Annotated in this window: 22 protein-coding genes; 12 read left to right on the forward strand and 10 right to left on the reverse strand. The window is 61.5% G+C overall.

Annotated elements, in window-relative coordinates; translation table 11 throughout:
• Window positions 1-15 precede the first annotated feature (15 nt).
• Window positions 16-507 (forward strand): GNAT family N-acetyltransferase, encoded by a 492-nt coding sequence (locus A6U87_RS28505; protein ID WP_065694691.1) that lies wholly within the window; start codon window positions 16-18, stop codon window positions 505-507.
• A 50-nt stretch (window positions 508-557) separates the two neighbouring features.
• Here the strand turns inward: A6U87_RS28505 and A6U87_RS28510 are convergent, their stop codons facing one another.
• From A6U87_RS28510 to A6U87_RS28520, 3 genes are all read right to left on the reverse strand, one after another.
• Entirely contained in the window at window positions 558-1,313 is a 756-nt protein-coding gene (locus tag A6U87_RS28510) for a TerC family protein (RefSeq protein WP_065694692.1), read from the reverse strand.
• A gap of 103 nt (window positions 1,314-1,416) precedes the next feature.
• Window positions 1,417-2,256: an AraC family transcriptional regulator gene (locus tag A6U87_RS28515; RefSeq protein ID WP_065694801.1), complete on the reverse strand. Its 840-nt coding sequence runs from the start codon at window positions 2,254-2,256 to the stop codon at window positions 1,417-1,419.
• Between the two features lie 105 nt (window positions 2,257-2,361).
• The gene (locus A6U87_RS28520) at window positions 2,362-3,033 is read right to left on the reverse strand and encodes a TetR/AcrR family transcriptional regulator (protein WP_065694693.1); all 672 of its coding nucleotides are present in this window, start codon (window positions 3,031-3,033) and stop codon (window positions 2,362-2,364) included.
• A 154-nt stretch (window positions 3,034-3,187) separates the two neighbouring features.
• Here A6U87_RS28520 and A6U87_RS28525 point away from each other — a divergent pair, with 154 nt between their 5' ends.
• From A6U87_RS28525 to xylA, 5 genes are all read left to right on the forward strand, one after another.
• Window positions 3,188-4,384: an HlyD family secretion protein gene (locus A6U87_RS28525; RefSeq protein WP_065694694.1), complete on the forward strand. Its 1,197-nt coding sequence runs from the start codon at window positions 3,188-3,190 to the stop codon at window positions 4,382-4,384.
• A gap of 22 nt (window positions 4,385-4,406) precedes the next feature.
• Entirely contained in the window at window positions 4,407-5,999 is a 1,593-nt protein-coding gene (locus A6U87_RS28530) for a DHA2 family efflux MFS transporter permease subunit (RefSeq protein WP_065694695.1), read from the forward strand.
• A gap of 194 nt (window positions 6,000-6,193) precedes the next feature.
• Entirely contained in the window at window positions 6,194-7,219 is a 1,026-nt protein-coding gene (locus A6U87_RS28535) for a LacI family DNA-binding transcriptional regulator (RefSeq protein WP_065694696.1), read from the forward strand.
• 18 nt (window positions 7,220-7,237) lie between these two features.
• Window positions 7,238-8,692 carry a xylulokinase gene (gene xylB, locus A6U87_RS28540; protein WP_065694697.1) on the forward strand — a complete coding sequence of 485 codons (1,455 nt, stop codon included), beginning with the start codon at window positions 7,238-7,240 and terminating at the stop codon, window positions 8,690-8,692.
• 191 nt (window positions 8,693-8,883) lie between these two features.
• Window positions 8,884-10,194, forward strand: a complete 1,311-nt coding sequence (gene xylA / locus A6U87_RS28545) for a xylose isomerase (RefSeq protein ID WP_065694698.1) — start codon at window positions 8,884-8,886, stop codon at window positions 10,192-10,194.
• Between the two features lie 66 nt (window positions 10,195-10,260).
• On the opposite strand, the gene A6U87_RS28550 is transcribed toward xylA, so the two are convergent.
• From A6U87_RS28550 to A6U87_RS28565, 4 genes are all read right to left on the reverse strand, one after another.
• A complete protein-coding gene (locus A6U87_RS28550) occupies window positions 10,261-11,010 on the reverse strand; it encodes a histidine phosphatase family protein (protein ID WP_065694699.1) in 750 nt (249 codons plus the stop codon).
• Window positions 11,011-11,092: 82 nt separating this feature from the next.
• Complete coding sequence (locus tag A6U87_RS28555; RefSeq protein WP_244499587.1) at window positions 11,093-11,809, reverse strand: MgtC/SapB family protein; 717 nt, start codon at window positions 11,807-11,809, stop codon at window positions 11,093-11,095.
• Between the two features lie 76 nt (window positions 11,810-11,885).
• Window positions 11,886-12,347: a YkgJ family cysteine cluster protein gene (locus A6U87_RS28560; protein WP_065694700.1), complete on the reverse strand. Its 462-nt coding sequence runs from the start codon at window positions 12,345-12,347 to the stop codon at window positions 11,886-11,888.
• A gap of 11 nt (window positions 12,348-12,358) precedes the next feature.
• Complete coding sequence (locus A6U87_RS28565; protein WP_065694701.1) at window positions 12,359-13,390, reverse strand: LacI family DNA-binding transcriptional regulator; 1,032 nt, start codon at window positions 13,388-13,390, stop codon at window positions 12,359-12,361.
• Window positions 13,391-13,555: 165 nt separating this feature from the next.
• Between A6U87_RS28565 and A6U87_RS28570 the strand changes: the two genes are divergently transcribed.
• From A6U87_RS28570 to A6U87_RS28580, 3 genes are all read left to right on the forward strand, one after another.
• The gene (locus tag A6U87_RS28570; protein ID WP_065694702.1) at window positions 13,556-15,079 is read left to right on the forward strand and encodes a sugar ABC transporter ATP-binding protein; all 1,524 of its coding nucleotides are present in this window, start codon (window positions 13,556-13,558) and stop codon (window positions 15,077-15,079) included.
• A gap of 84 nt (window positions 15,080-15,163) precedes the next feature.
• Window positions 15,164-16,165 carry an ABC transporter permease gene (locus A6U87_RS28575; RefSeq protein WP_065694803.1) on the forward strand — a complete coding sequence of 334 codons (1,002 nt, stop codon included), beginning with the start codon at window positions 15,164-15,166 and terminating at the stop codon, window positions 16,163-16,165.
• 77 nt (window positions 16,166-16,242) lie between these two features.
• A complete protein-coding gene (locus A6U87_RS28580; RefSeq protein WP_065694703.1) occupies window positions 16,243-17,190 on the forward strand; it encodes a substrate-binding domain-containing protein in 948 nt (315 codons plus the stop codon).
• 49 nt (window positions 17,191-17,239) lie between these two features.
• Here the strand turns inward: A6U87_RS28580 and A6U87_RS28585 are convergent, their stop codons facing one another.
• Complete coding sequence (locus A6U87_RS28585; protein WP_065694704.1) at window positions 17,240-19,012, reverse strand: adenylate/guanylate cyclase domain-containing protein; 1,773 nt, start codon at window positions 19,010-19,012, stop codon at window positions 17,240-17,242.
• A gap of 267 nt (window positions 19,013-19,279) precedes the next feature.
• On the opposite strand from A6U87_RS28585, the gene A6U87_RS28590 reads away from it, so the two are divergent.
• The 3 genes from A6U87_RS28590 to A6U87_RS28600 all read left to right on the forward strand — a co-directional run bounded on the left by A6U87_RS28590 (window position 19,280) and on the right by A6U87_RS28600 (window position 22,177).
• Window positions 19,280-20,332 carry a sugar phosphate isomerase/epimerase gene (locus A6U87_RS28590; RefSeq protein ID WP_065694705.1) on the forward strand — a complete coding sequence of 351 codons (1,053 nt, stop codon included), beginning with the start codon at window positions 19,280-19,282 and terminating at the stop codon, window positions 20,330-20,332.
• A 146-nt stretch (window positions 20,333-20,478) separates the two neighbouring features.
• On the forward strand, window positions 20,479-21,666 hold the full coding sequence (locus A6U87_RS28595) for a Gfo/Idh/MocA family protein (RefSeq protein WP_065694706.1): 1,188 nt from the start codon (window positions 20,479-20,481) through the stop codon (window positions 21,664-21,666).
• A gap of 112 nt (window positions 21,667-21,778) precedes the next feature.
• Window positions 21,779-22,177 carry a hypothetical protein gene (locus A6U87_RS28600; protein ID WP_065694707.1) on the forward strand — a complete coding sequence of 133 codons (399 nt, stop codon included), beginning with the start codon at window positions 21,779-21,781 and terminating at the stop codon, window positions 22,175-22,177.
• A 56-nt stretch (window positions 22,178-22,233) separates the two neighbouring features.
• Here A6U87_RS28600 and A6U87_RS28605 read toward each other — a convergent pair whose 3' ends face one another.
• Window positions 22,234-22,635 carry a DoxX family protein gene (locus A6U87_RS28605; RefSeq protein ID WP_065694708.1) on the reverse strand — a complete coding sequence of 134 codons (402 nt, stop codon included), beginning with the start codon at window positions 22,633-22,635 and terminating at the stop codon, window positions 22,234-22,236.
• Window positions 22,636-22,783: 148 nt separating this feature from the next.
• Complete coding sequence (locus A6U87_RS28610; RefSeq protein WP_065694709.1) at window positions 22,784-23,749, reverse strand: acetylxylan esterase; 966 nt, start codon at window positions 23,747-23,749, stop codon at window positions 22,784-22,786.
• Window positions 23,750-23,786 lie beyond the last annotated feature (37 nt).

Here is a 23,786-nt window from a genome sequence, read left to right on the forward strand (position 1 = left end):
AATGGACGAAGAGGAATGGGACAGCCCGCATCCGGCATCGAGAACATCGGCCATCGTCGCGCCGTGGGGAGCGACGCCGCGATCGTTGCTGGATGGTTTGCCAACCACGACGATGCGACACGCTGGGGCGGTCCAGAGGTTCCGAACCCGCTCACGGCGGATTGGCTCGAAAGCGAGATCGCGGATGGCTCCTATTTCGTCGGCGTCGATCATGCGGGCGATATCGTCGCCATCTATAGTCTGAAAACGCTCGACGAAAACGTCCTGCATCTCCGGCGCTTTGCCGTGGCGCCGAGATTGAGAGGGCAGGGTGCCGGGAAGCTGCTGATCAGGCAGATCGCGGATTTCGCGCGGTCGCAGGGCGCGCCGTGGCTGTCGCTCTGGGTCTATGGTTCCAACACCGCAGCGCGCCGGCTCTATAAGCAAGCCGGCTTCCGGGACTTCGGCCAGCGAGCGGCGGCAGAAGATCCGACCGGGGTCTGCCTGCGCATGCGGCTCGACCTCTGAGCCATTGGGCCATGTCGCCCGGCATCATGGCGATGCCGGGCGTCGTTGGATCAATGCCCGCTCGCGGCGGCCTTCTTTCGTTTCCGCGCGTTGCGCGCGAGCATGTTGAGGAGCTCGACGAGCGCCGAGAAGGCCATGGCGGCGTAGACGTAGCCCTTCGGTACATGGAAGCCCATGCCTTCGGCGATCAGCGTCGTCCCGATCATCATCAAGAAGGCGAGAGCCAGCATGACGATCGAAGGGTTCCTTTCGATGAAGTTGGCGAGCGGCGTTGCTGCCACCAGCATGACGGTGACGGCCGCGATGACGGCGACGATCATGATCGGCAGATGCGGCGTCATACCGACGGCGGTGATGATGCTGTCGACCGAGAAAACCAGGTCGAGCAGGAGGATCTGGCCGATTGCGGCGGTAAAGCCGGCCGTCGCCGATGTCGCAATGAAATCCTCATCGTGATCGGCCGGGTCGACATTGTGGTGGATTTCCTTTGTCGCCTTCCACAGGAGGAAGAGACCACCGGCAATGAGGATGATGTCCTTCCACGAGAAGCCGTGATCGAAGAGCTCGAAGACCGGCGTCGTCAGCTTGACGATCCAGGCAACCGTTCCGAGCAGCGCCAGGCGCATGATGAGCGCAAGGCCGATGCCGATCCGGCGGGCCTTTTCGCGGTGCTCCGGCGGGAGCTTGTTGGTGAGAATGGAAATGAAGATGAGGTTGTCGATCCCGAGGACCACTTCCATCACCACCAGGGTGATGAGCGCCACCCAGGCGGCGGGGTCCTGAACGAGCAGCATGATGTCTTGCATCGGCGTATGTTTCCCCCTGCGCCACATGAACGGACGCTCGCAATGTAAAGACGCCGCCTGCCTTGGCAAGGGCGCAAGGGGATATACGAAAGCAAGCCGGTCTTTATTCCCTGACAGGGATCCAGATTTCCGTGAGGCCCATGCCGGTATAGGGATCGAAGCGCTCGTCGTAGCGTTCGAACATATCGGGCATGTCCGCGAATTCGATGCCGGAGACGGGCAACCAGGTTCCGAAGATCTGGTGCATCGTTGCCGGAATACCGGAAACGTGGCCGCGATGGGCGAAGACCGCGTAGCGCTGCGACGGGATCTTCAGGGTCGCAAAACCCTCCGGCAGATCGCTGCCGTCATCGACGGCCACGGCGGCCATGTAACGGAACTTCTCGGTTTCGCCAGCTATGTGGGTGCATATGCCGTAGGCGGCGGTGCCGCGCTGGCCGGAAATACTGCCTTCATAGGTGTTGAACTTCTGCCAAAGCGATGGGATCGCGGCGTTGCCCCCATAGGGATAAATTTCCTGCAGGCCGGCGAAAAGCATCGAAGGCAGCGTTTCGAAGCGGGGCGGTTCGAGATCGGTAAGGCGGGCGGGGTCCATTCTGATCGGCTCCAGTAACATGAGGTTGCGTGTGTGCCCCTGCTTGCGCACAGCATCGGGCGTGATGCCGAACTGGTCACGAAAGGCACGGGTGAAAGCCTCGTGCGAGCCGTAGCCCGCGTCGAGGGCAACCTCGAGGATGCTCGATGAATGTTTGATCAGGGCAAGCGCTGCGAGGCTCAGGCGCCGGGCACGAATATAGCCGCTGATCGAGTGGCCGGTCACAAGGCCGAAAACGCGCGACAGGTGGTAGCGCGAAAGCCCGGCCACGTCGGATATCTCTTCCAGCGAGATATCGTCGCCGAAGTGGCTTTCGATAAACCAGATTGCCCTGCCGATAGCGCTCATTGTCATTCCCTTGGTTGCGGCTTCCTTCATAAGGAATAGCCGCCAACCGGGTTTGATCGCTATTGCGGGATTTTCGAATAGACCCGCGAAGATATCAACGGGCGGTCAGCCCTGCGGTTTCACAGCGTAAGCGGCGGTGAAGACGCGTATCGCGCCGGTGACGACATGATCCATCTCATGCTGCGGGGGCGGCACGTCCATATCGCCGAACAGGCGCAGCTTGAAGAAACTGCCGCCGCAGAGCTCCAGGAACTGGCGCGCGGCAAGATCGATATCGTCGATTTCGAACCGGCCGGCTTGAACCTGCGATGTCAGGAAATCCTTCAACACGGTCCGAATGTTCTCCGGTCCGGTGAAGAAGCGTTGACAGAGGTGTGGCATGCGGTCGCGCACGCCGATCACGGTGCGCATCGCGTTTATGACCTTTTCGTCGGTCAGGTGCGCGACGAAGGTGATGCCGAAATTATGAAGCGCGGTGGCAGGATCGCTCGTTTCCTTCAATGTGTTGCGAACGCTTGCGACGAAGGCCGCGCGTTCGGTTTCCATCATTGCGGTGAAGAGTTCTTCCTTGTTGGCGAAGTAGACGTAGAGCGTACCCTTTGACACTCCGGCTTCGCGCGTTACATCGTTCATGCTTGCGGCGTCGAAGCCGAGTTTCATGAAGACGCGGCGAGCGCCGTCGAGAATCTGCCTGCGCTTCGCAGGGTCTTCACCCGCGGCCCATCTGCCGCCGGTCGAGGGAGACTCTTCTACGTGCGTGTCGGAAAGCTCTGTCATAGCTCCTTAACCATGTTCGCAATTGCGAATGTTTCGTTAACAAAATCGAACCCGGTGGTTCGATACATCTTGATATGAACGTAAAAAGGTTCTATGTCAACTGAACCGAACCGTTCAGTTCGATTAGTTTCACTCGATTTACCGGTAGTCGCCCATGTCGTTCAGCCAAAAAGCCAATGTCGCCCGCATCGTTAGCGAAACCGCTGATAGCGAGGCTCGGGCTGAGGAAGCAGTAGTCACCACAGCAGAGGCTCCGCGCACGCCGCAGACCCCTGCCGACGTGCAGGCAGCACCCGGTGAAAAGAAGAAAAAGCGCAGCCTTGTCCTGCCGATCGTGGGTCTTGCCCTTCTGGCAGGCGCCGCCTGGTATGGCTACGACTGGTGGACCACCGGCCGCTTCATGGTTTCGACCGACGACGCCTATATCGAAGGCGATATCGCGACGATCTCTCCCAAGGTCACCGGTTACGTTGCCAAGGTGAACGCGGTTGCCAACCAGCAGGTCAAGGCCGGCGACGTTCTCGCCACGCTCGACGATGGCGACTACAAGATTGCGCTCGATCAGGCGGAAGCCTCGCTTGATACCGAAAAGCTGTCGCTGCAGCGCATCGACGCGCAGATCGCCGGCGGCGAGGCAAGCCTTGATCAGGCGAAGGCACAGAAGGTTGCCCTGGAAGCCACCGTTCGCGGTGCCCAGATCACCCAGACGCGCGCCAGCGACCTGCAGGCCAAGTCTGTCGGTACCACGGCCTCTCTCGATACCGCCAATATCGCGCTCGACCAGGCGAAGGCCAACCTCGTCGGTGGTGACGCGGCGATCGCGTCGGCCGAGGCAAACGTCACATTGCTGCAGGCGCAGCGCCGCGAAGCCGAAGGCACGATCCGCCAGCTCGAGCTTGCCCGTGACAAGGCAGCCCGCGACCTGTCGTTTACCGTTCTGAAGGCGCCTTATGATGGTGTCGTCGGTAACCGCTCGGTTCAGGAAGGCGATCTGGTATCGCCCGGCCAGCGCCTGATGGCACTCGTTCCGGTGCGCCAGCTCTACATCGACGCAAACTTCAAGGAAACGCAGATCCAGCATCTGGTTCCTGGTTCGAAGGTGAACGTCCATGTCGACGCCTATGACGATCACCCGATCGTCGGTACCGTCGAATCGATTTCGCCGGCATCAGGCTCGGTCTTCTCGCTGCTGCCGCCGGAAAACGCGACCGGCAACTTCACGAAGATCATCCAGCGCGTTCCGGTTCGCATTGCGCTTCCGCAGGACGCGCTCGACAGCGGCCGCCTGCGCGCCGGTCTCAGCGTCGTCGTCGACGTCGACACGCGCACGGCACCGGAAGCCGCCAAGTAATATCGTCTGACGAGGTAGGCCCATGGCCGCGAGCGCAACAGTTGGAACCGTTCCGGCCACCCCGGCCGCAACGGACCACATGGATCCACGCAAGCTCATCGCATTCTTCGCGATGGTGCTTGGGATGTTCATGTCGATCCTCGACATTCAGATCGTGTCGGCTTCGCTGGCGGAAATCCAGGCTGGTCTGAGCGCCGGTACGGACGAAATCGGCTGGGTGCAGACCTCCTACCTGATCGCGGAAGTCATCATGATTCCGCTGTCCGGCACGCTGGCGCGCATCGTTTCCACGCGATATCTGTTCGCTGCCTCAGCCGCCGGCTTCACACTGGCAAGCGCGCTTTGCGCGACGGCGACGAACATCGACCAGATGATCGTCTATCGTGCCATTCAGGGCTTCATCGGCGGCGGTATGATCCCCTCGGTGTTTGCCGCAGCCTTCACGATCTTCCCGCCGTCCAAGCGCAGCATCGTTTCGCCGATCATCGGCCTGATCGCGACGCTGGCGCCAACCATCGGCCCGACGGTCGGCGGCTATCTCAGCCATGCCTTCTCCTGGCATTGGCTGTTCCTGGTCAACATCATCCCCGGTATCATCGTCACGATCGTGACCTGGAATTTCATCGATTTCGACAAGCCTGAATTTGCGCTGATCAAGAAGTTCGACTGGTGGGGTCTGCTCTCGATGGGCGTTTTCCTCGGCGCGCTTGAGTACGTGCTGGAAGAAGGCAATTCCAACGACTGGTTTAACGACCAGAACATCACGATCGGTGCCGTGGCTTCGGCCATCGGCTGCGTGGTGTTCTTCTACCGTGCGTTCAAGGTCGATTTCCCCGTCGTGGATCTCAGGGCATTCAGCAACCGGAACTTCGCCGTCGGCTCGCTGTTTTCCTTCGTCATGGGTATCGGTCTGTATGGCCTGACCTACATCTATCCACTCTATCTCGGTCGCATCCGGGGGTACGATTCGCTGATGATCGGGGAAACGATGTTCGTGTCCGGTCTTGCGATGTTCTTCACCGCGCCGATCGCCGGCAAGCTTTCGGCGAAGATGGACCTGCGGCTGATGATGGCGTTCGGCTTCATGAGCTTCGCCGCAGGCACTTACATCATGACCGGCGTGACGACGGATTGGGATTTCTACGAACTCTTCATTCCGCAGATCCTGCGCGGCTTCGGTCTGATGATGTGCATGGTGCCGATCAACAACATCGCGCTTGGAACCATGCCGCCTTCGCGCATGCGCGGCGCCTCGGGTCTGTTCAACCTTACCCGTAACCTCGGCGGGGCGGTGGGTCTGGCGGTCATCAACACGCTTCTGACAAACCGTCAGGACGTGCACTACCAGCGTATTCGGGAAGGTCTCGATTGGGGCAACCCGATCGTCACCGACCAGATCAAGAATATGACGTCGAAGTTTGATACCTATGGCATGGACGGTGCGGCTGTCGCGATCAAGCAGATGGTCGGCATGGTCACGAAGCAGGCCATGGTGCTGTCGTTCGCCGACATCTTTATGCTGCTGACCGTGCTCTTTGTCGCCATGATCGTCGGCATCGTGCTGATCGATAAGCCGGCGCCGCAGGGCGGCGGCGGGGGTGGCGGAGGCCACTGACGATCCGATAGTTATTTTCGCAACGCCGGCCAGGGACACTAGGCCGGCGTTGTTGTTTCTGGCCTTCCAGCTCAGCTGGAAATCGGGCTTCATTCATTGAAAAATTGCCGGCGGACCTTCGATAAGAAGGCGTACTTGCAAATTTTGATTTACGTACATCAAATTTGGAGCTAAAGGTCTCGTCAGGAGGAGTGATGAGGCCCACAGTTCACGATATTGCCGCTGCCGCGGGCGTCAGCCTTGCGACCGTCGACCGGGTGCTGAACCAGCGTCCTGGTGTGCGCAAGGTGACGCGGGAGAAGGTCGAGAACGCGATCCGCGAGATCGGCTACATCAGAGATGTCGCTGCCGCCAACCTCGCGAAGGGCCGTACGTACTCATTCGTCTTCATCCTGCCGGCCAGCGACAATTCCTTCATGCATGGGCTGAACGACGAGGTGCGCGCGGCCGTTGCGCGCTCGTCGGTGGAGCGAACGAATATCAGAACGATCGAAGTGCCGGCGTTCGATCCGGGCGCGCTGGTGCAGATCCTCAATGAGCTTGGCGAGGAGCGGCCTTCGGGGATCGCGCTGGTTGCGACCGATGCGCCGGAGGTGCGCGATGCCGTCGACCGTCTGGTGCAGGATGGCATTCCTGTCGTGACGCTCGTTTCCGATCTCACCGGTTCGCAGCGCCACCACTATGCCGGCGTCGACAATATTGCCGCCGGGCGCACGGCTGCGCGGCTGCTCGGGCGCTTCCTCGGTGGCGCCACGGGCGAGATCGCGGTGCTGGCGGGCTCGATGCTGGTACGCGACCATCGTGAGCGCCTCGAGGGTTTTGCGGCGGTCATGGCAGCGGAGTTTCCATCGCTTTCCATTTTGCCTGTCATCGAAGGCCGCGACGACCCCGAAATGGCGCATATGCTGGTGGCGGACGCGCTGTCGAAGAAAAGCGGTATCATCGGGGTCTACAGCCTCGGTGCAGGTAATCGCGGTCTGATCCGGGCGTTGAAGGAAAAGGCGGTCGATCGGTCGCTGACGGTCATCGCCCACGAGCTGACGACACATACGCGCGCGGCGCTGCTCGACGGAACCATTGACGCAATCCTGAACCAGGATGCCGGCCACGAGGTGCGCAGCGCCATCCGCGTCCTCAAGGCGAAGGCGGACGGGCTTGCCGTCATCGAGGCGCAGGAGCGCATCCGTCTCGACATATTCCTAAAAGACAATCTGCCGTAACGGCAAAGGGAGAAACACATGTATCTGGGTCTCGATCTCGGAACCTCCGGCGTCAAAGCCATGCTGATCGACGGTGATCAGAAGATCATCGGCTCGGCCAATGGCTCGCTCGACGTCTCGCGCCCGCATTCCGGCTGGTCGGAGCAGGAACCCTCGCACTGGATCCGCGCGACGGAAGAAGCCGTTGCCGGACTGAAGGCAAAGCACCCGAAGGAGCTCGCCGCCGTGAAGGGCATCGGTCTCTCCGGACAGATGCACGGCGCGACGCTGCTCGATGCCGACGACAAGGTGCTGCGCCCCTGCATTCTCTGGAACGATACGCGCTCCTACGTCGAAGCGGCTGCGCTGGATTCCGATCCGCGCTTCCGCAAGCTGACCGGCAACATCGTTTTCCCCGGCTTCACCGCACCGAAGCTTGCCTGGGTTGCCAAGCATGAGCCTGCGATCTTTGCCAGGGTCGCCAAGGTGCTGCTGCCGAAGGATTACCTGCGCCTCTGGCTGACTGGCGAGCACATCTCGGAGATGTCGGATTCCGCCGGCACCTCCTGGCTCGATACCGGCAAGCGCAAATGGTCTTCGGAGCTGCTTGCTGCGACCGGTCTCGATGAAAAGCAGATGCCGCACCTGATCGAAGGCACGGAGCAGGGCGGCAAGCTGCGCGGCGAGCTGGCCGGTCATTGGGGCATGTCTGGAAGCGTCGTCGTTGCCGGTGGCGCCGGCGATAACGCGGCTTCGGCTTGCGGCATGGGCACAGTCAGCGATGGCGCGGCCTTCGTGTCGCTCGGCACCTCGGGCGTTCTCTTTGCGGCCAATGCTGCCTATCTGCCGAAGCCGGAAAGCGCCGTACACGCCTTTTGCCACGCGCTGCCCAACACTTGGCATCAGATGGGTGTCATCCTCTCGGCTACGGACGCACTGAACTGGCATTCCAGCGTGACTGGAAAGTCGGCTGCCGATCTGACGACTGAACTCGGCGAAACGCTGAAGGCTCCGTCAGGCGTCACCTTCCTTCCTTATCTCTCCGGCGAGCGCACGCCGCATAACGATGCCGTCATCCGCGGCGCGTTCATCGGCCTCGAGCATGAGAGCAGCCGTGTGGTGCTGACCCAGGCGGTTCTCGAAGGCGTGTCCTTCGCCATTCGCGACAATCTCGAAGCGCTGCGCTCTGCGGGCACGGATATTTCCCGCGTCACGGCGATCGGCGGCGGCTCGCGCTCGCGCTACTGGCTGGCCTCGATCGCAACGGCGCTGGGTGTTCCCGTCGACCTGCCCGCCGATGGCGACTTCGGCGCGGCATTCGGCGCAGCGCGCCTCGGCCTGATCGCCGCCACCGGTGCTGATCCGGTTGCCGTCTGCACGCCGCCGAAGACGGCGGGCACGATCGAACCTGTCGCGGCGCTCTCCGGCGCCTACGAGGATGCCTACAAGCGCTATCGCGCTCTCTACCCGGCGATCAAATCGCTGCAGCACTGAGACTTAAATACCGGGAGGTGTCGGAAGACCCCTCCCCAACCCCTCCCCACAAGGGGGAGGGGCTTCTTGCCCCAGGGCCGACCTTTCGAGACGAGAGGCGGACCACCAGCCTTCTCCTCCCTTGTGGGGGAGATGCCGGCAGGCATAGGGGAACTTTGACAGTTGCATTCGTTCCATAGGAGGAAACACACATGAGCACCGGATTCTTCGGCGACATCCAGAAGATCAAGTATGAGGGCCCTGAGAGCACCAATCCGCTCGCCTTCCGCCACTACAACAAGGACGAAGTCGTTCTCGGCAAGCGCCTGGAAGACCATCTGCGCTTTGCCGTCGCCTACTGGCACACGTTTGCCTGGGAGGGGGGCGACCCCTTCGGCGGACGCACCTTCCTGCGCCCCTGGTTCGAAGACTCGATGAAGGCTGCCAAGCTGAAGGCCGACGTCGCGTTCGAACTCTTCCAGATCCTCGACGCACCGTTCTACTGCTTCCACGACGCCGATGTGCGTCCGGAAGGCAAGAACTTCGCCGAGAACACCAAGAACCTGAACGAGATCGTCGACTACTTCGCTGAAAAGCAGGCCGCGACCGGAACCAAGCTGCTCTGGGGCACGGCTAACCTGTTCTCGAACCGCCGCTTCATGTCGGGTGCCGCCACTAATCCGGATCCGGATGTATTCGCTTACTCCGCGGCGACGGTTAAGACCTGCATGGACGCCACGATGAAGCTCGGCGGCGCCAACTACGTTCTCTGGGGCGGCCGCGAAGGCTATGAAACCCTGCTCAACACCGACCTCAAGAAGGAACTCGACCATCTCGGCCGCTTCCTCAACCTCGTCGTCGAGTACAAGCACAAGATCGGTTTCAAGGGCACGATCCTGATCGAGCCGAAGCCGCAAGAGCCGACCAAGCACCAGTACGACTATGACGTCGCGACGGTCTACGGCTTCCTGAAGAACCACGGCCTCGAAAACGAAGTGAAGGTCAACATCGAGCAGGGCCATGCGATCCTCGCCGGCCACTCCTTCGAGCACGAACTGGCACTTGCCAACGCGCTCGGCATTTTCGGCTCGATCGACATGAACCGCAACGATTACCAGTCCGGCTGGGATACCGACCAGTTCCCGAACAACGTTCCTGAAATGGCACTCGCCTACTATCAGGTTCTGCAGGGCGGCGGCTTCACCACCGGTGGCACCAACTTCGACGCCAAGCTGCGCCGCCAGTCGCTCGACGCGGAAGATCTGCTGATCGGCCATATCGGCGGCATGGATGCCTGCGCCCGCGGTCTCAAGGCTGCCGCCAACATGATCGAGGACAAGGCTCTGTCCGGCCCGCTCGACGCCCGCTACGCCGGCTGGGATTCGGCCGAAGGCCAGAAGCTCGCCCGCGGCGAATACTCGCTCGAGCAGATCGCCGAGTGGGTCGAAGCAAAGGACATCAACCCGCAGCCGAAGTCCGGCAAGCAGGAACTGCTCGAAAACATCGTCAACCGTTACGTCTGATCGGCGGTTGATTGTGGAGGAGAGGGCCGGGGAGCGAAGGTTTCCCGGCCTTTTTTGTTGGTCGCGTCAGCGCCGAGGCGGGGTGGTCAAGATCACCTCCGCCCCATACGCGTCCCGCAATTCGGCTTCCTGCTCCGGCTGGCGATCGGCGGCGTGGTGGAGAAGTGTTGAGGTAAAGCCGTCCGTTCGCGTGCCTTCGATGAGAGTGACGTCGGCATTGGCCGGGTTGTCGGAGCGTTCAAACCAGTCGACGGATCGATGCAGGAAGTTCATTTCGAACGCCCTGTTGGTCACGCCGTGGCCGACGATGACGATGTTGTCGTTGCCGAAATCGATGTCCTGCGCGAGCGTTTGCAGGAACAGGCGAACGCGTTGCGCCACATCGGCACGGCTCTCGCCATCCGGCGGTCGGGCGTAGAATTTGCCGCTATTGTTGCGCAGCCTTGCCCATTTCTCGAATTCATCGGGAAATTTCTGTTTCTGCTCGGCATGGTCATAGATTTCGGTGAACAGGCCGAAATCCTGTTCCCGCAGCAGGTAGTCTTCCCTGACATCGCCCACGAATTCGGCCGGGAGTGCTTTGAGAAGCGCGTCCTTGCTTTGTCGGGTGCGCAGAAAGGGCGAATACCAGATGCTCAACCTCACGGAGCCGATGTCTCGTGCTGCGGCCAGATGCGAGGCGATGGCACGGCCGGCGTCCAGCGCCTGACGATGGCCCCATTGGCTCAAGGGAACATTGTGGTCGCCGAATTGGCCGTACGCCTGTTCGTTGAGGTTGCCGAGGGATTCGCCGTGGCGAACGAGAAAGATACGCATCAACCAACCCGCATTATCCGATATGGAATCGCCGCCATCATGACCGCGGCAATGGCGTCGGGCAACACTGCCACTTGACCGATTATTCCGGCGGGCCGGTGGACGTCCAACTGCTGGAAAAGACGTGGGGCGCGAGGCTGAGCTGGCCGATCGCCTGCTCGATCAGCTTGTCCTCTTCGCGCACGCTGAAGACCACGGCTTTTACCTCGGCGGTGCTGGCATCCTCGACCGCATGGCTTTCCATGGAATGAAGGCGAAGCTTGCTGGCGGTCAGCGCCTGCAGAAGCTGCGTGCGTACCTTGGCTTCGTCATGGGCGGCGCATTTCAGTTCGATGACGTAGAAGCGCTCGATCGCCTCATGTGAGGGCGCCAGGGCGCTGATATAGACGGCCAGACGGGGGAGGCCGATGTTGATCGCAATGATCAGGATCGTCGCCTCGATCGCTTCAAGCAGCATGGCGTAGCCGGCGAGCACGCCGATGGCGCCGGTCGCCCAGACCGTTGCGGCGGTGCTCAGCCCGCGCACGTTGGTGCCATCCCGCATGATCAGGCCGGCTCCGAGAAAGCCGATGCCGGTGACAACCTGTCCGCCCATTCTGACGTCAGGAATGTCGTGAAGCAGGGCAGGCAACGAGGTGTAGATGGCTGCACCCAGGGCGACGAGCGCGTGCGTCGTCAGTCCCGTATGCCGTTGCCGCCATTGGCGCTCGATGCCGACCAGCGAGCCGAGCACGACAGCAACCAGCAGCCGAGGCGCAATCAGAAGTACGCCGGCCAGATTTTGGGTCAGTTCCCACACAGTGCAGATCTCCAACGCTTTTCGCGTATTGATTGCTGTCGCGGCGCCCGATGTCAAACGTCGGCGCGTACCCCAATCAAGACGCGGTGGCGGATCTTGTTGGGTCGATCTTGAAAACGTCATCACCGACGAAGACGATGACGTAGCCACCGCGCTGTTCGGCATCGATTGCCCATTGGCGGAGCTGCGCCTGATATGGTTCCTCTTTCCATGCCGAGGGGTGAGCGGGGTCGACGAGAATGGTCGTCTGCTGGCCTTGGCCATACACCATCATGTTTGCCGTTGACGGCTCCCATTCAGGGCCAAGGCTGGCGTCCGTCATCCAGAGGCAAAGGAAATCCCGGCAAAGCTTCGGCCGGTCGTCGTAGATCGCGCATCCATGTCCGGCGACGCAGTTTACACACCACGTGTTTGCCGGCTTCGACAGTTCGTCGATATCCGGCAGCCGGCAACACAGGGTACAATTGCCGCACGAGCGCTCTCCAGGCGATGCCGGGTGTATCTTCAAATCCAGCCCCTCCGATTGCGGTTGGGCCATGGCGTCAGAACTCAACGCTTCGTCCATTTGCGCGACGGCGCCGAAACGGAGTTGCGGACCACGAGATCCGGGCGCAGCAGGATTTCGGTCTCTGTTGGCCGTCCGTCCGACAGGAGTTCCAGCAGCAGGGCCATCGCCTGCTTGCCGATAGCTGTCCGAGGCTGCCGTATCGTCGTCAGCGGTGGCGACATGAAGACGGCCTGCGGCACGTCGTCGAAACCGGTGACGGAGAAGTCGCGGGGAATGTCATAGCCGCGGGCGCCGAGGCCGATCATGACGCCGATGGCGGTCTGGTCGTTGACGCACATGAATGCGGTCGGCAGCGTATCGCGCATGAAAAGCTGTTCGACGGCATGGCGTCCGCTTTCAAGCGTGCCGTCGCCCTCGAGCACGATGCGCTGATCCGGGGCAACGCCGGCCGCATCGAGCCCCTCGTCATAGCCCTGTCGGCGCCGGGAGTAGGCAAGTCGGGTTCTGCTATCGCCGATGAAGGCGATCTTGCGGTGGCCTTCGGCAAGCAGCAGGTCCACGGCCTTGCGCGCGCCTTCGGTATCGTCGACGCCGACATAGGGAATGCCGCCGTTGAAGACCGGCTCGAACACGCCGACGCTCGGCGGCAGTCTCGCCGTCATTGTCTGATGGCCGAAGGGCAGGATGCCGGTGAAGAGAATCAGTCCCGCCGCCTGGTTCGAATTCAGGAACTTGAGATATTCGAGGCCGCGCTGGGCATCGTTCTGCGTATGGCCGATCAGAATGCCGTAGCCATGGGCGCGGGCTTCATTCTCCAGGCCGACCAGAATGTTGGAAAAATTGGGGTCGCCGATGTCGGGCGCCACCACCAGAATCATGTTCGAACGGCCAAGTCGCAGGCTGCGCGCCATGGCGTTCGTCGTGTATCCTGTGATTGCGATCGCCTGGTTGACCTTCAGCCGAGTCGAGTTCGCGACCTTCTCCGGCGTGTGGATTGCCCGCGATACCGTCGCGATGGAAACCTCGGCGATTCTGGCGACGTCTTCGATTGTTGCGGGCGCGGAATTCGACACTGCGTTCTGCCTTGGGGCTGCATTCGCGGCGACACTACACAGACTGAACGGTACGTCAAAGGTCGAACCAGACAGATCTGTGTAAAGCAATGATGTAAACCTTTACATGCGGTATGTAAAGGTTTACATAGGCTCAGGCGGATGGGAGTCCGCAGGGAGGAAATCATGAGTGTGGAGACTGTCGAGGCGGCGCCGGTGGTGTTGTCCGCCCGGCGCATATGCAAGTCCTTCAATGGTGTGCAGGTCCTCTTCAGCGTCAATTTCGATCTTCGCGCTGGTGAAATCCATGCGCTGATGGGTGAGAACGGCGCGGGCAAATCGACGCTGGTGAAGGTCATGTCGGGCTTCGAGCAGCCGACCTCGGGCGAAATCATCCTCGACGGCAAGCCGGTGACATTGCCGCCCAACGGAGCCGCCGAAGCACTCGGCATCGTGATCATACACCAGGAATTCAATCTCGCGGAACACCTGACCGTTACCGAAAGCCTGTTTCTCGGCCGCGAGGTCACGCGCTTCGGTGTTCTCGACCGCAAGTACATGCGTGCGGAAACGCGCAAGGCGCTCGATCTTCTCGGTTCGCATGTCGATGAGAACGCTCTGATCAGCACGCTGTCCATCGCCGACAAGCAGATGGTCGAAATCGCCAAGGCGATCAGCCGCGATGCCCGCGTCGTCTTCATGGACGAGCCGACCGCCGTTCTGTCGCGGGAAGAAACCAATTTCCTGTTCAAGCAGGTGCGCAAGCTGCGCGACAAGGGCACGAGCTTCGTCTTCGTGTCGCACAAGCTCGACGAGGTCATGGAACTGACCGATCGCGTCACGGTACTGCGCGACGGCCAATGGGTGAAGACGTCGCCAACCTCGCTGCTCGACGGAGAATCGATCGCGCAGCTGATGGTCGGTCGCGAACTTTCCAGTCTCTATCCGACCAAGGTGGAGCCCGATGTCGACGAGGAAGTCGTGCTGCTGGTCGAATCCGTGTCGACCGGCTATGTCCAGGATGCAAGCTTCGAGGTGCGCAAGGGCGAGATCATCGGCTTCTCCGGCATGATCGGATCGGGTCGCACGGAGTTGATGGAGGCAATCGCCGGGCTGCGCAGCCGTACATCGGGCGAAGTCATCATCAAGGGCGAGACGGTTCCGGCCGGTGATGTGCACGCAGCCAACCGCTGCGGGCTTGCCTACATGACGAAGGATCGCAAGTCGAAGGGGCTGTTGCTCGGCTCCAACATGATGGCGAACCTGACGCTGCAATCGCTCGGTCAACATTCGCGCCACGGCTATCTCAGCCCGAGCAGCGAGGCGTCGGCGCTGGCCAAGGCGCGGCGTCGCTTCGATATCAGGGTGCGCGACGCCAATATCGTCGCCGGTCGCATGTCGGGCGGAAACCAGCAGAAGCTGCTGCTGGCCAAGGTCATGGAAACGGAGCCTGAGATCATCATCATCGATGAGCCGACGCGCGGTATCGATGTCGGCACCAAGCAGCAGATCTATCACTTCATCTCGGCGCTGGCCCGCGACGGCCGCTCAATCATCGTCGTGTCATCCGAAATGCCGGAGGTCATAGGCCTTTGTACGAGGGTGGCGGTCATGCGCGAGGGGCGTATCGTCGGCGTGCTTGAAGGTGACGAAATCTCCGAACAGGAGATCATGCGCTATGCAGCGGGCCTGAAGAAGAAGGCTGCCTGAGGCGACAAATAACAACAGCCGCGGCGCACGCGGCAAGACAGATTACGTGCCCAGCAGGGACGCGACGGGAGGATGGTTTTGGACATGACTGTGAACGAGGAGACCAGGGAGATCAGACGACGCTCCTGGCGGGATATCGACCTCAGGGCAGTCGCGCCTTTCGCGGCGCTGGCCCTGCTGCTCGTCGTCGGTGCGCTTGTCAATCCGAACTTCATCGGCATTACCAATCTCGCCAATGTCGCCACCCGCAGCGCCTTCATTGCCATCATCGCGGTTGGCGCCACCTTCGTCATCTCGTCCGGCGATCTTGATCTTTCTGTCGGCTCGATGGTGGCTTTCGTTGCCAGCCTTATGATCCTGCTGATGAATTCCGGGATCATCGCCAATCCGGTGCTGATGCTGGTGGTCGCCGTGGTTTTCACTGTCGTTGCCGGCGCGCTGTGCGGGCTCGCCAATGGGCTGATCACGACACTCGGCAAGATCGAGCCGTTCATCGCTACGCTCGGAACCATGGGGATCTATCGCGGGCTGACGACGTGGCTGTCGCAGGGCGGGGCGATCACGCTGCGCTCGGCGGAGCAGCAGGCACTGTATCGCCCGGTCTATTTCGGCTCGATCGCCGGCGTGCCGGTGCCGATCGTCGTCATCCTCGCCGTCACCGCCGTCGCTGCCTTCATTCTCTATCGCACGCGTTACGGTCGCCATGTCGTGGCCGTCGGCTCGAACCGCGACGTGGCGCGCTATTCCGGTATCGCGGTCAACCGCGTGCGCACCATCGCCTTTGTCATCCAGGGACTCTGCGTGGCGATCGCCGTGCTGCTCTATGTGCCGCGTCTCGGTTCGACATCGGCGACGACGGGCATCCTGTGGGAACTGCAGGCCATCACCGCGGTCGTCGTCGGCGGCACGGCCTTGAAGGGTGGGGCAGGGCGTGTCTGGGGCACGATCTGCGGTGCCTTCATCCTGGAACTCGTCGGCAACATCATGCTGCTGTCCAACTTCATCTCGGAATATCTGATCGGCGCCATCCAGGGTTCGATCATCATCATTGCCATGCTCGTGCAGCGGTCGCTGGCGCGCAGGTAGCAAGGGATTGGCCGGGTCGGCGGGGCGCTCGGTCTCAAGATTCGCAAGCCCTGGGGTTTAATGGGAGGAAAATAGACATGCGTAAGACACTATTCAGTTTGGCGGTCGTGACAGCGGCGCTGCTCGCCGGCGTCGCTCACTCGGCGGACAAGAAGACCATCGGCGTATCGATCCCGGCGGCCGACCACGGCTGGACCTCCGGCGTGGTGTTCCATGCCGAGCGCGTCGCCAAGCTTCTGATGGCCGAGCACCCTGACCTCACCGTGATCGTCAAGACGTCGCCTGATGCCGCAAGCCAGGCAAACGCCGTGCAGGATCTGGCGACGCAGGGCATGGACGCGCTGGTCATCCTGCCGTCGGATCCGGATCCGCTGGTCAACGCCATCAAGGAAGTCAAGGACAAGGGCACCTTCGTGGCGCTGGTCGACCGTGCACCGAGCACCAACGACAACTCCGTCCGTGACATCTACGTTGCCGGCAACAATCCGGCGCTCGGCGAAGTCGCCGGCAAGTACATCAAGGACACGACGCCTGATGCGCAGGTTGTCGTTATCCGCGGCCTGCCGATCCCGATCGACCAGCAGCGCCAGGATGGCTTCGACAAGGGTATCGCCGGCTCGAACGTCAAGGTTCTGGACCGCCAGTTCGGCAACTGGAACCGCGACGATGCCTTCAAGGTGATGCAGGACTACCTGACCAAGTATCCGAAGATCGACGTGGTCTGGTGCCAGGATGACGACATGGCTGTCGGCGTGCTGCAGGCAATCGAGCAGGCCAAGCGCACCGACATCAAGTATGTCGTGGCCGGTGCCGGCTCGAAGGACATGGTCAAGAAGGTCATGGACGGCGACAAGCTGATCCCGGTCGACGTTCTCTATCCGCCGGCGATGGTGGGTACCGCCATGGAACTGACTGCTGCTTCGCTCTACGATCAGGTTCCGGTTCGCGGCACCTATATCCTCGATGCGACGCTGGTGACGAAGGACAACGCGAAGGACTTCTACTTCCCGGATTCGCCGTTCTGATCCATTGATAGTCGAGGGCGCCCGCTCGAAGGAACGGGCGCTCTTTTCGTCACTGCGGTAGACCGGCGCTCGCCAGATCGGCGGCGAACTGATCGACGAACGCCTCTGTCATGGTGGCATTGTCGCCGAAGTAGAATTCCCGTCGCGCAGCAGCGAGATTCATTCCCGGACGAAAACGATGAAGAATGCCGATGGCCTCGCCGGCTTCGTCTGCCTTGCCCTGTCGGCCGAGAATGGCAACCAGGATCAGCGCCGGCCAGAAGGTCACGTTCGGAGATCGCAGCGATGCCCGCGCCGCCTCGGCGGCCTCGTTCATGTTCCCCATTTGATAATGGGCAATCGCAAGCATGTTGTAGAAAGTCCATAAATGCGGATCGCGCGGACTGAGGCGAAAGGCTTCCCTGATCTCAGGCATTCCCTCCTCGGGCCGTTGCGCGTAACACAACGCCTGGCCGAGAGCGAAATGTGCCTGCGCGAAGCTGCTGTCCAATGCGATCGCATTGCGCAGATGCGCGATGCCGGCCTGCGTCGCGCCGTCAAGCGCGAGCGCCCGGCCAAGCGCCATATGCGCGGCCGGCTCCTTCTGGTCGAGCAGGATTGCGTGCTCGGCAAGGTCGATCGCTTCGCAAATGCGTCCGCCGCGCTCCTCCACGGAGCCGTACCAGCCGAGCTGGATATGCACGTAGGCGAGCCGCGCCTGTGCCTGGGCAAAGCTCGGATCGACGCGGATTGCCTGCTCGAACAGATCCTTGGCCATGTTGAGATCGTCGAGCGTGAACCTGTAGAGGTGCCAGAGCCCCTTCAGATAGATTTCCCATGCCGTCATATCGACCGGCGGGCGCTCGCGAAGGGCGGCGAATTCGATGACGCCGAGCTCGGGTTCGATCGTTCCGGTGATCTCGGATGCGATCTCGTCCTGAACCTCGAAAATATCCGCCAGCATGCGGTCGTAGCGCTCGGCCCAAAGGAGCGTTCCGTCGCTGCCGTGGAGCAGCTGTGCCGTCACCCGAATTTTTGCGCCCGACCGCCTGATGCTGCCTTCAAGCACATACTTCACGCCGAGGTCCTGCGCGGCCTTTCGCGCATCCACCGCCTGTCCCTTGAAGCTGAAGGAGGAATTGCGCGAAGCGACGAGCATCCAGCGGCACCGCGCCAGCGTCGCGATCAGCTCATCGGTGAAGCCGTCCGAAAAATGCTCCTGCCCTTCGATGCTCGACATGTTGGCGAACGGGAGTACGGCAATCGAGGGGCGCTTCTGAACAGGCGGCGGAGAACTCGCCACGGGCTCCGGCCACACGTGTCCGTTCTGGTAGGGCGACCAGCGCCAGACGCGGACAGGGTGATCGATGTGTTGCAGCCGCCTGTTGCCGAAGTCGGTCGCGGGAAATGCGAGCCTCGAGCCCACCTGGTCGCGAACCTGCTGCGAGACGCAGATCCCGCCGGGCGGTGCCAAGCCTTGCAGGCACGCCGCCACATTGACGCCCTCGCCAAAGATGTCGTCATCCTCCACGAGAACATCGTCGACGTGAATGCCGATACGCCAGAGCATCTGTCGTTCAGACGCGATACTCTCATTGCGCTCGCGGAGCGCGATCTGGGTTTCCATTGCGCAGGCCAGCGCGTCCACCACGCTCGCGAATTCCGCCAGCAGGCCGTCGCCCACAAACTTCACCACGCGTCCGTGCTGGCGCGTGATCGCGGGAACAATGATCTCGCTGTTGTGAGCTTTCAGCGTCGCGAAGGTGCCCGCTTCGTCCATTCCCATCAATCGGGAGAAGCCAACGACGTCCGCATCCAAGATTGCTGCCAGTCGCCGCGTCATGCGCTAACCTCCTGGTGCAAGGAGAGTATCACGGGGCGGCCGGAAGTCCATCGAAACGGCTCGTTCCGATCGGCAATCGCCGGGAGAAGGCATAAATGCGGTACGTACATCTTGCGGGTGAGGGCATGCCGTGATTAAGTCTGGCACGTCAGGTTTTCGCCCCGTCGGGCAAATTCACTGTTTCGCCGAAATCGGCTTGCAGACGGTAAATTGCGTGGTAGAACTCTACCAGAAACGTTTACGGTCGTCATTCAGGGAGGAATTGACATGAAAACGATCAAGGGCCCAGGCTTGTTCCTCGGGCAGTTCGCGGGCGACGCCGCACCTTTCAACTCGTGGGATTCGATCACCAAATGGGCGGCCGATATCGGCTACAAGGGCGTGCAGGTTCCGACCTGGGCGGGCCAGCTCATCGACTTGAAGAAGGCTGCATCCTCGAAGGACTATTGCGACGAGTTCGCGGGCGTTGCGCGCCAGAACGGCGTCGAAATCACCGAGCTTTCCACCCACCTGCAGGGCCAGCTGGTCGCCGTGCATCCAGCCTATGACGAAGCCTTCGATGGTTTCGCCGCGCCCGAAGTGCGTGGAAATCCGAAGGCCCGCCAGGAATGGGCTGTCGAGCAGGTGAAGATGGCGCTGACGGCGTCGAAGCACCTCGGCATCAAGGCACATGCGACCTTCTCCGGAGCACTTGCCTGGCCGTTCATCTATCCATGGCCGCAGCGCCCCGCCGGTCTCGTCGAGACCGCCTTCGACGAACTTGCCAAGCGCTGGACGCCGATCCTCAACCACGCCGACGAAAACGGCGTCGACGTTTGCTACGAGATCCATCCGGGCGAAGACCTGCATGACGGCGTGACCTTCGAGATGTTCCTCGAGCGCGTGAAGAACCATCCGCGCGCCAACATGCTCTACGATCCCTCGCACTACGTGCTGCAATGCCTGGACTACCTCGACAACATCGACATCTACAAAGACCGGATCAAGATGTTCCACGTCAAGGATGCCGAGTTCAATCCGACGGGTCGCCAGGGCGTCTATGGCGGTTACCAGGGCTGGGTCGAACGTGCCGGCCGCTTCCGGTCGCTCGGCGATGGCCAGGTCGATTTCGGCGCGGTGTTCTCTAAGATGACAGCCAACAACTTCGATGGTTGGGCCGTTGTCGAATGGGAATGCGCGCTGAAGCATCCGGAGGACGGCGCACGCGAAGGTGCGGAGTTCGTCAAATCGCACATCATCCGCGTCACCGAGAAGGCGTTCGACGACTTCGCGGGCAGCGGCACGGACCAGGCGGCCAACCGCCGCATGCTGGGGCTTTGATCAGCTAAAACCCCTCCCCAACCCCTCCCCACAAGGGGGAGGGGCTTAGGTGAGGCGCCGCCGCGAGTTTTCTCCCCCCTTGTGGGGGAGATGCCCGGCAGGGCAGAGGGGGACCTTTCCCGCAGGGACTAATTTTGGAGGAACCAATGGCAATTGAAGCATCTACAGAACAGGCGCGCGAACCGCGCATCCGTCTCGGCATGGTCGGCGGTGGCGCCGGCGCGTTCATCGGCGCGGTGCATCGCATCGCTGCCCGCATCGACGATCAATATGACCTGATCGCCGGCGCCCTGTCGTCGACGCCGGAGAAGGCGCTTGCCTCGGGCCGCGATCTCGGTCTTGATCCGTCGCGCACCTATTCGAGCTATCGCGAGATGGCGATCCGCGAGGCGAAGCTGAAGAACGGCATCGAAGCGGTCTCGATCGTCACGCCGAACCACGTCCACTACGACGCTGCCAAGGAATTCCTGCGTCGCGGCATTCACGTCATCTGCGACAAGCCGCTGACGTCGAACCTTGCGGATGCCAAGAAGCTGAAGAAGGTGGCCGACGAAAGCGGCGCGCTCTTCATCCTGACGCATAACTACACCGGCTATCCGATGGTTCGTCAGGCACGCGAGATGATCGCCAATGGCGAACTCGGCGATATCCGCATCGTCCAGGCGGAATATCCGCAGGACTGGCTGACCGAAGCGGTCGAGCAGAGTGGTGCAAAGCAGGCCGTATGGCGCACCGACCCGGCGCAGTCGGGTGCAGGCGGCTCCACCGGCGATATCGGCACGCATGCCTATAACCTCGCTTCCTTTGTCTCCGGCCTCGAACTCGACAGCCTTGCGGCCGACCTCGACAGCTTCGTCGAAGGCCGTCGTCTCGACGACAACGCCCACGTCATGCTTCGCTTCAAGGCCAAGGGGTCCGAGAAGCCGGCGAAGGGCATGCTCTGGTGCAGCCAGGTCGCGCCCGGCCACGAAAACGGCCTCAAGGTCCGCGTCTATGGCACCAAGGGTGGCCTGGAATGGGTACAGGCCGATCCGAACTACCTGTGGTTCACGCCATTCGGCGAACCGAAGCGCCTGATCACCCGCAACGGCGCCGGCTCCGGCCCTGCCGCTGCCCGCGTTTCGCGCATTCCGTCCGGTCATCCGGAAGGCTATCTCGAAGCCTTCGCGACGATCTACACGGAAGCCGCGCATGCCATCAATGCCCACAAGAAGGGCAAGGCAGTCGACAAGGCCGTGGTTTACCCGACGGTCGATGACGGTGTGAAGGGTGTTGCCTTCGTCGAGGCCTGCGTGGCTTCCTCTAAGAAGAATGGCGCCTGGGTCAAGGTCTGATCCCTCATCCAGATATGAAATGCAACTATTGAGCGCATTCTCAGGGAGTGCGCTCATTGTCGTTTAACAATGCTGTGGCAGAAACGAACGCAACCAGATGGGGAGACGTTCGATGAAAGTTTTTGCCAGAGTCATGACCTGCGGCTTCGCGCTTGTCGCGTTTCCGGTACTGTCGCAGGACATGCCCAATCGCATGCCGAATTTCTATGCCGGGCAGCGTACGCCGGGAATGGTCAACGTGCAGGCGACGATGTCGCTCTCCGTACCTGTCGAAGCGGACAAGGATACTGCTGAGCAGATCAGCACTGCGCAGAGGGGGTTTTACCTGATGGCGGGTGGACAGTGCGATCTCATTCTGCAGACCCTGGCCGAGAGCTGCCAGATCACCAATCTTACGAGCACCGCTGATCTCAATCGCTATCCTCGAGGCGATGGCTCGCGCAATGACATAATCGTGCGCGGCACCGTCTCGATGGCAGTGAAGCTCAAGGACGCGAAACAGAACCCGTGAGCGTTGTTCGGCTCTGTGTTCGAAGCGGCAATGCGCCGCTTCGAACCGCGTATCGGTCAGGCCGTCGCCTGCTTGCGCTTCGTCACGGCATCGACGCTGAATGGTCCGGCGCCGGCAGCGACGATGTAGAGGAAGACGAAGCAGAACAGGATGGCGGCGACGCCGCCGTTCTGGGCGGGATACAGGCTTTTCGATGCGTGGCCGATGAAATAGGCAAAGGCCATCAGGCCTGACAGCACGAAGGCTGCAGCGCGCGTCTGGAAGCCGATCAGCACCAGAAAACCAAGAACAAGCTCAAGCAGCCCGGCGATCCAGGACAGGGAGCCGACATCAGGCACCCGCTCGGCGGCGGGGAAATGCAGGATCTTCTGCGTGCCGTAGCTGAAGAGCACGAGCGACGAGACAATACGCAGCAGGCTGAGAAGATGCGGTTGCAGGGAGCTGACCGAAGCGAACATGGCAGACCTTTCATGAGGAAGACTGCCTGCAGCCTTTAGCTGTGGTTGCGGCAATGACAATTCACGACTTCTGACATCAGCGTTATCGGGTCGGCGAGCTGCCGGGCGTCTCCCTCATGCGGGGAGAGCAGCTTGTTGAGGTATCCTGCTACAGCAGGCGCAGAAACCCGCGGAGCTTTTCGCGCAGGGCGTAGTTCTGCTCCATCATGCCGGGATAATCGAAGTGGCCGGCATCGAGCACGAAGATCTCGTTGTCTTTTGACACCGGCAGGGCGTTGACCACGGCGAACTGGCAGGGCGGTGCGACGGCGGGGTCGAACAGCGCGGGGGCGACCAGCATGGGTACGTTGATCCGCGTGGCGGCGGTCGCGGCATCGAACAAGCGCAGGTGATCGAGGACGTCGGGGTTTGTCTTGCGGTAGGTCTGGACTGAATCGGCACTGCCGACGGTCGGTAGCGTCAGCCATTGGGCGCGGTCACCGAAGGTCGGGACGACGAGGTAGCCCCTGGCGATGCGGGGATCGAAGGGGATGCCCAGCGCGCCGATGCCGCCGCCGAAGCTGGCGCCGATATAGCCGATCCGGCCTGATAGCCAGGGATAGAGTGCAAGCAGCGTCGAGACGGCGAGCCAGAGATCGTCGACGCAACCGCCGATGACGTATTGGTCGGGCTTGTCGATGTCATGCAGCACATGGCCCGGCGCATCTGACGGGATCGGCGGATGCTGGCTTTTCGACATGCCACGAAAGCACGGGAAGAGCAGGGCTGTTTCCTCCACTGGCTGCTCGAAATCCGGCGCATCGCGGCCGCCATAGCCGTGGCCCACGATTACGCCGCGGCGCACCGGTCTGTCGCGCGGCAGCAGCAGCCAACCGCTGATCTCAACGTCGCCGCTCGAGCGGTATGTGATGTCGAGCACATGCCAGGCGGGGTGGGTGAACGCGCTTTTCTTCAACCTCGGCTGCGGATCGATGGCAAGCGCTCGCTCATAGCGCTTCGCCCAGAACCCATCGAAACCTGGCGGTGCCGGCGGCGGGGCGATGGCACGCAACTGGTCAAGCGTCATGCCGTAGGTGGGGTCGAAGGGGAAGGGGTGCGTCTTGGGAATACTCATGGCAGCGTTGTTCCGCGAAAATTGGTGCATTGCAAGG

This window comes from Rhizobium sp. AC44/96 (genome assembly GCF_001692185.1).
Classification (GTDB): Bacteria; Pseudomonadota; Alphaproteobacteria; order Rhizobiales; family Rhizobiaceae; genus Rhizobium.

Excerpts from the sequence above, each read along its gene's own strand:
- A6U87_RS28505 (WP_065694691.1), top strand. The coding sequence starts at position 16 with ATGGGACAGCCCGCATCCGGCATCGAGAACATCGGCCATCGTCGCGCC.
- A6U87_RS28510 (WP_065694692.1), bottom strand. The coding sequence starts at position 1,313 with ATGCAAGACATCATGCTGCTCGTTCAGGACCCCGCCGCCTGGGTGGCG.
- A6U87_RS28515 (WP_065694801.1), bottom strand. The coding sequence starts at position 2,256 with ATGAGCGCTATCGGCAGGGCAATCTGGTTTATCGAAAGCCACTTCGGC.
- A6U87_RS28520 (WP_065694693.1), bottom strand. The coding sequence starts at position 3,033 with ATGACAGAGCTTTCCGACACGCACGTAGAAGAGTCTCCCTCGACCGGC.
- A6U87_RS28525 (WP_065694694.1), top strand. The coding sequence starts at position 3,188 with ATGTCGTTCAGCCAAAAAGCCAATGTCGCCCGCATCGTTAGCGAAACC.
- A6U87_RS28530 (WP_065694695.1), top strand. The coding sequence starts at position 4,407 with ATGGCCGCGAGCGCAACAGTTGGAACCGTTCCGGCCACCCCGGCCGCA.
- A6U87_RS28535 (WP_065694696.1), top strand. The coding sequence starts at position 6,194 with ATGAGGCCCACAGTTCACGATATTGCCGCTGCCGCGGGCGTCAGCCTT.
- xylB (WP_065694697.1), top strand. The coding sequence starts at position 7,238 with ATGTATCTGGGTCTCGATCTCGGAACCTCCGGCGTCAAAGCCATGCTG.
- xylA (WP_065694698.1), top strand. The coding sequence starts at position 8,884 with ATGAGCACCGGATTCTTCGGCGACATCCAGAAGATCAAGTATGAGGGC.
- A6U87_RS28550 (WP_065694699.1), bottom strand. The coding sequence starts at position 11,010 with ATGCGTATCTTTCTCGTTCGCCACGGCGAATCCCTCGGCAACCTCAAC.
- A6U87_RS28560 (WP_065694700.1), bottom strand. The coding sequence starts at position 12,347 with ATGGCCCAACCGCAATCGGAGGGGCTGGATTTGAAGATACACCCGGCA.
- A6U87_RS28570 (WP_065694702.1), top strand. The coding sequence starts at position 13,556 with ATGAGTGTGGAGACTGTCGAGGCGGCGCCGGTGGTGTTGTCCGCCCGG.
- A6U87_RS28575 (WP_065694803.1), top strand. The coding sequence starts at position 15,164 with ATGACTGTGAACGAGGAGACCAGGGAGATCAGACGACGCTCCTGGCGG.
- A6U87_RS28580 (WP_065694703.1), top strand. The coding sequence starts at position 16,243 with ATGCGTAAGACACTATTCAGTTTGGCGGTCGTGACAGCGGCGCTGCTC.
- A6U87_RS28585 (WP_065694704.1), bottom strand. The coding sequence starts at position 19,012 with ATGACGCGGCGACTGGCAGCAATCTTGGATGCGGACGTCGTTGGCTTC.
- A6U87_RS28590 (WP_065694705.1), top strand. The coding sequence starts at position 19,280 with ATGAAAACGATCAAGGGCCCAGGCTTGTTCCTCGGGCAGTTCGCGGGC.
- A6U87_RS28595 (WP_065694706.1), top strand. The coding sequence starts at position 20,479 with ATGGCAATTGAAGCATCTACAGAACAGGCGCGCGAACCGCGCATCCGT.
- A6U87_RS28600 (WP_065694707.1), top strand. The coding sequence starts at position 21,779 with ATGAAAGTTTTTGCCAGAGTCATGACCTGCGGCTTCGCGCTTGTCGCG.
- A6U87_RS28605 (WP_065694708.1), bottom strand. The coding sequence starts at position 22,635 with ATGTTCGCTTCGGTCAGCTCCCTGCAACCGCATCTTCTCAGCCTGCTG.
- A6U87_RS28610 (WP_065694709.1), bottom strand. The coding sequence starts at position 23,749 with ATGAGTATTCCCAAGACGCACCCCTTCCCCTTCGACCCCACCTACGGC.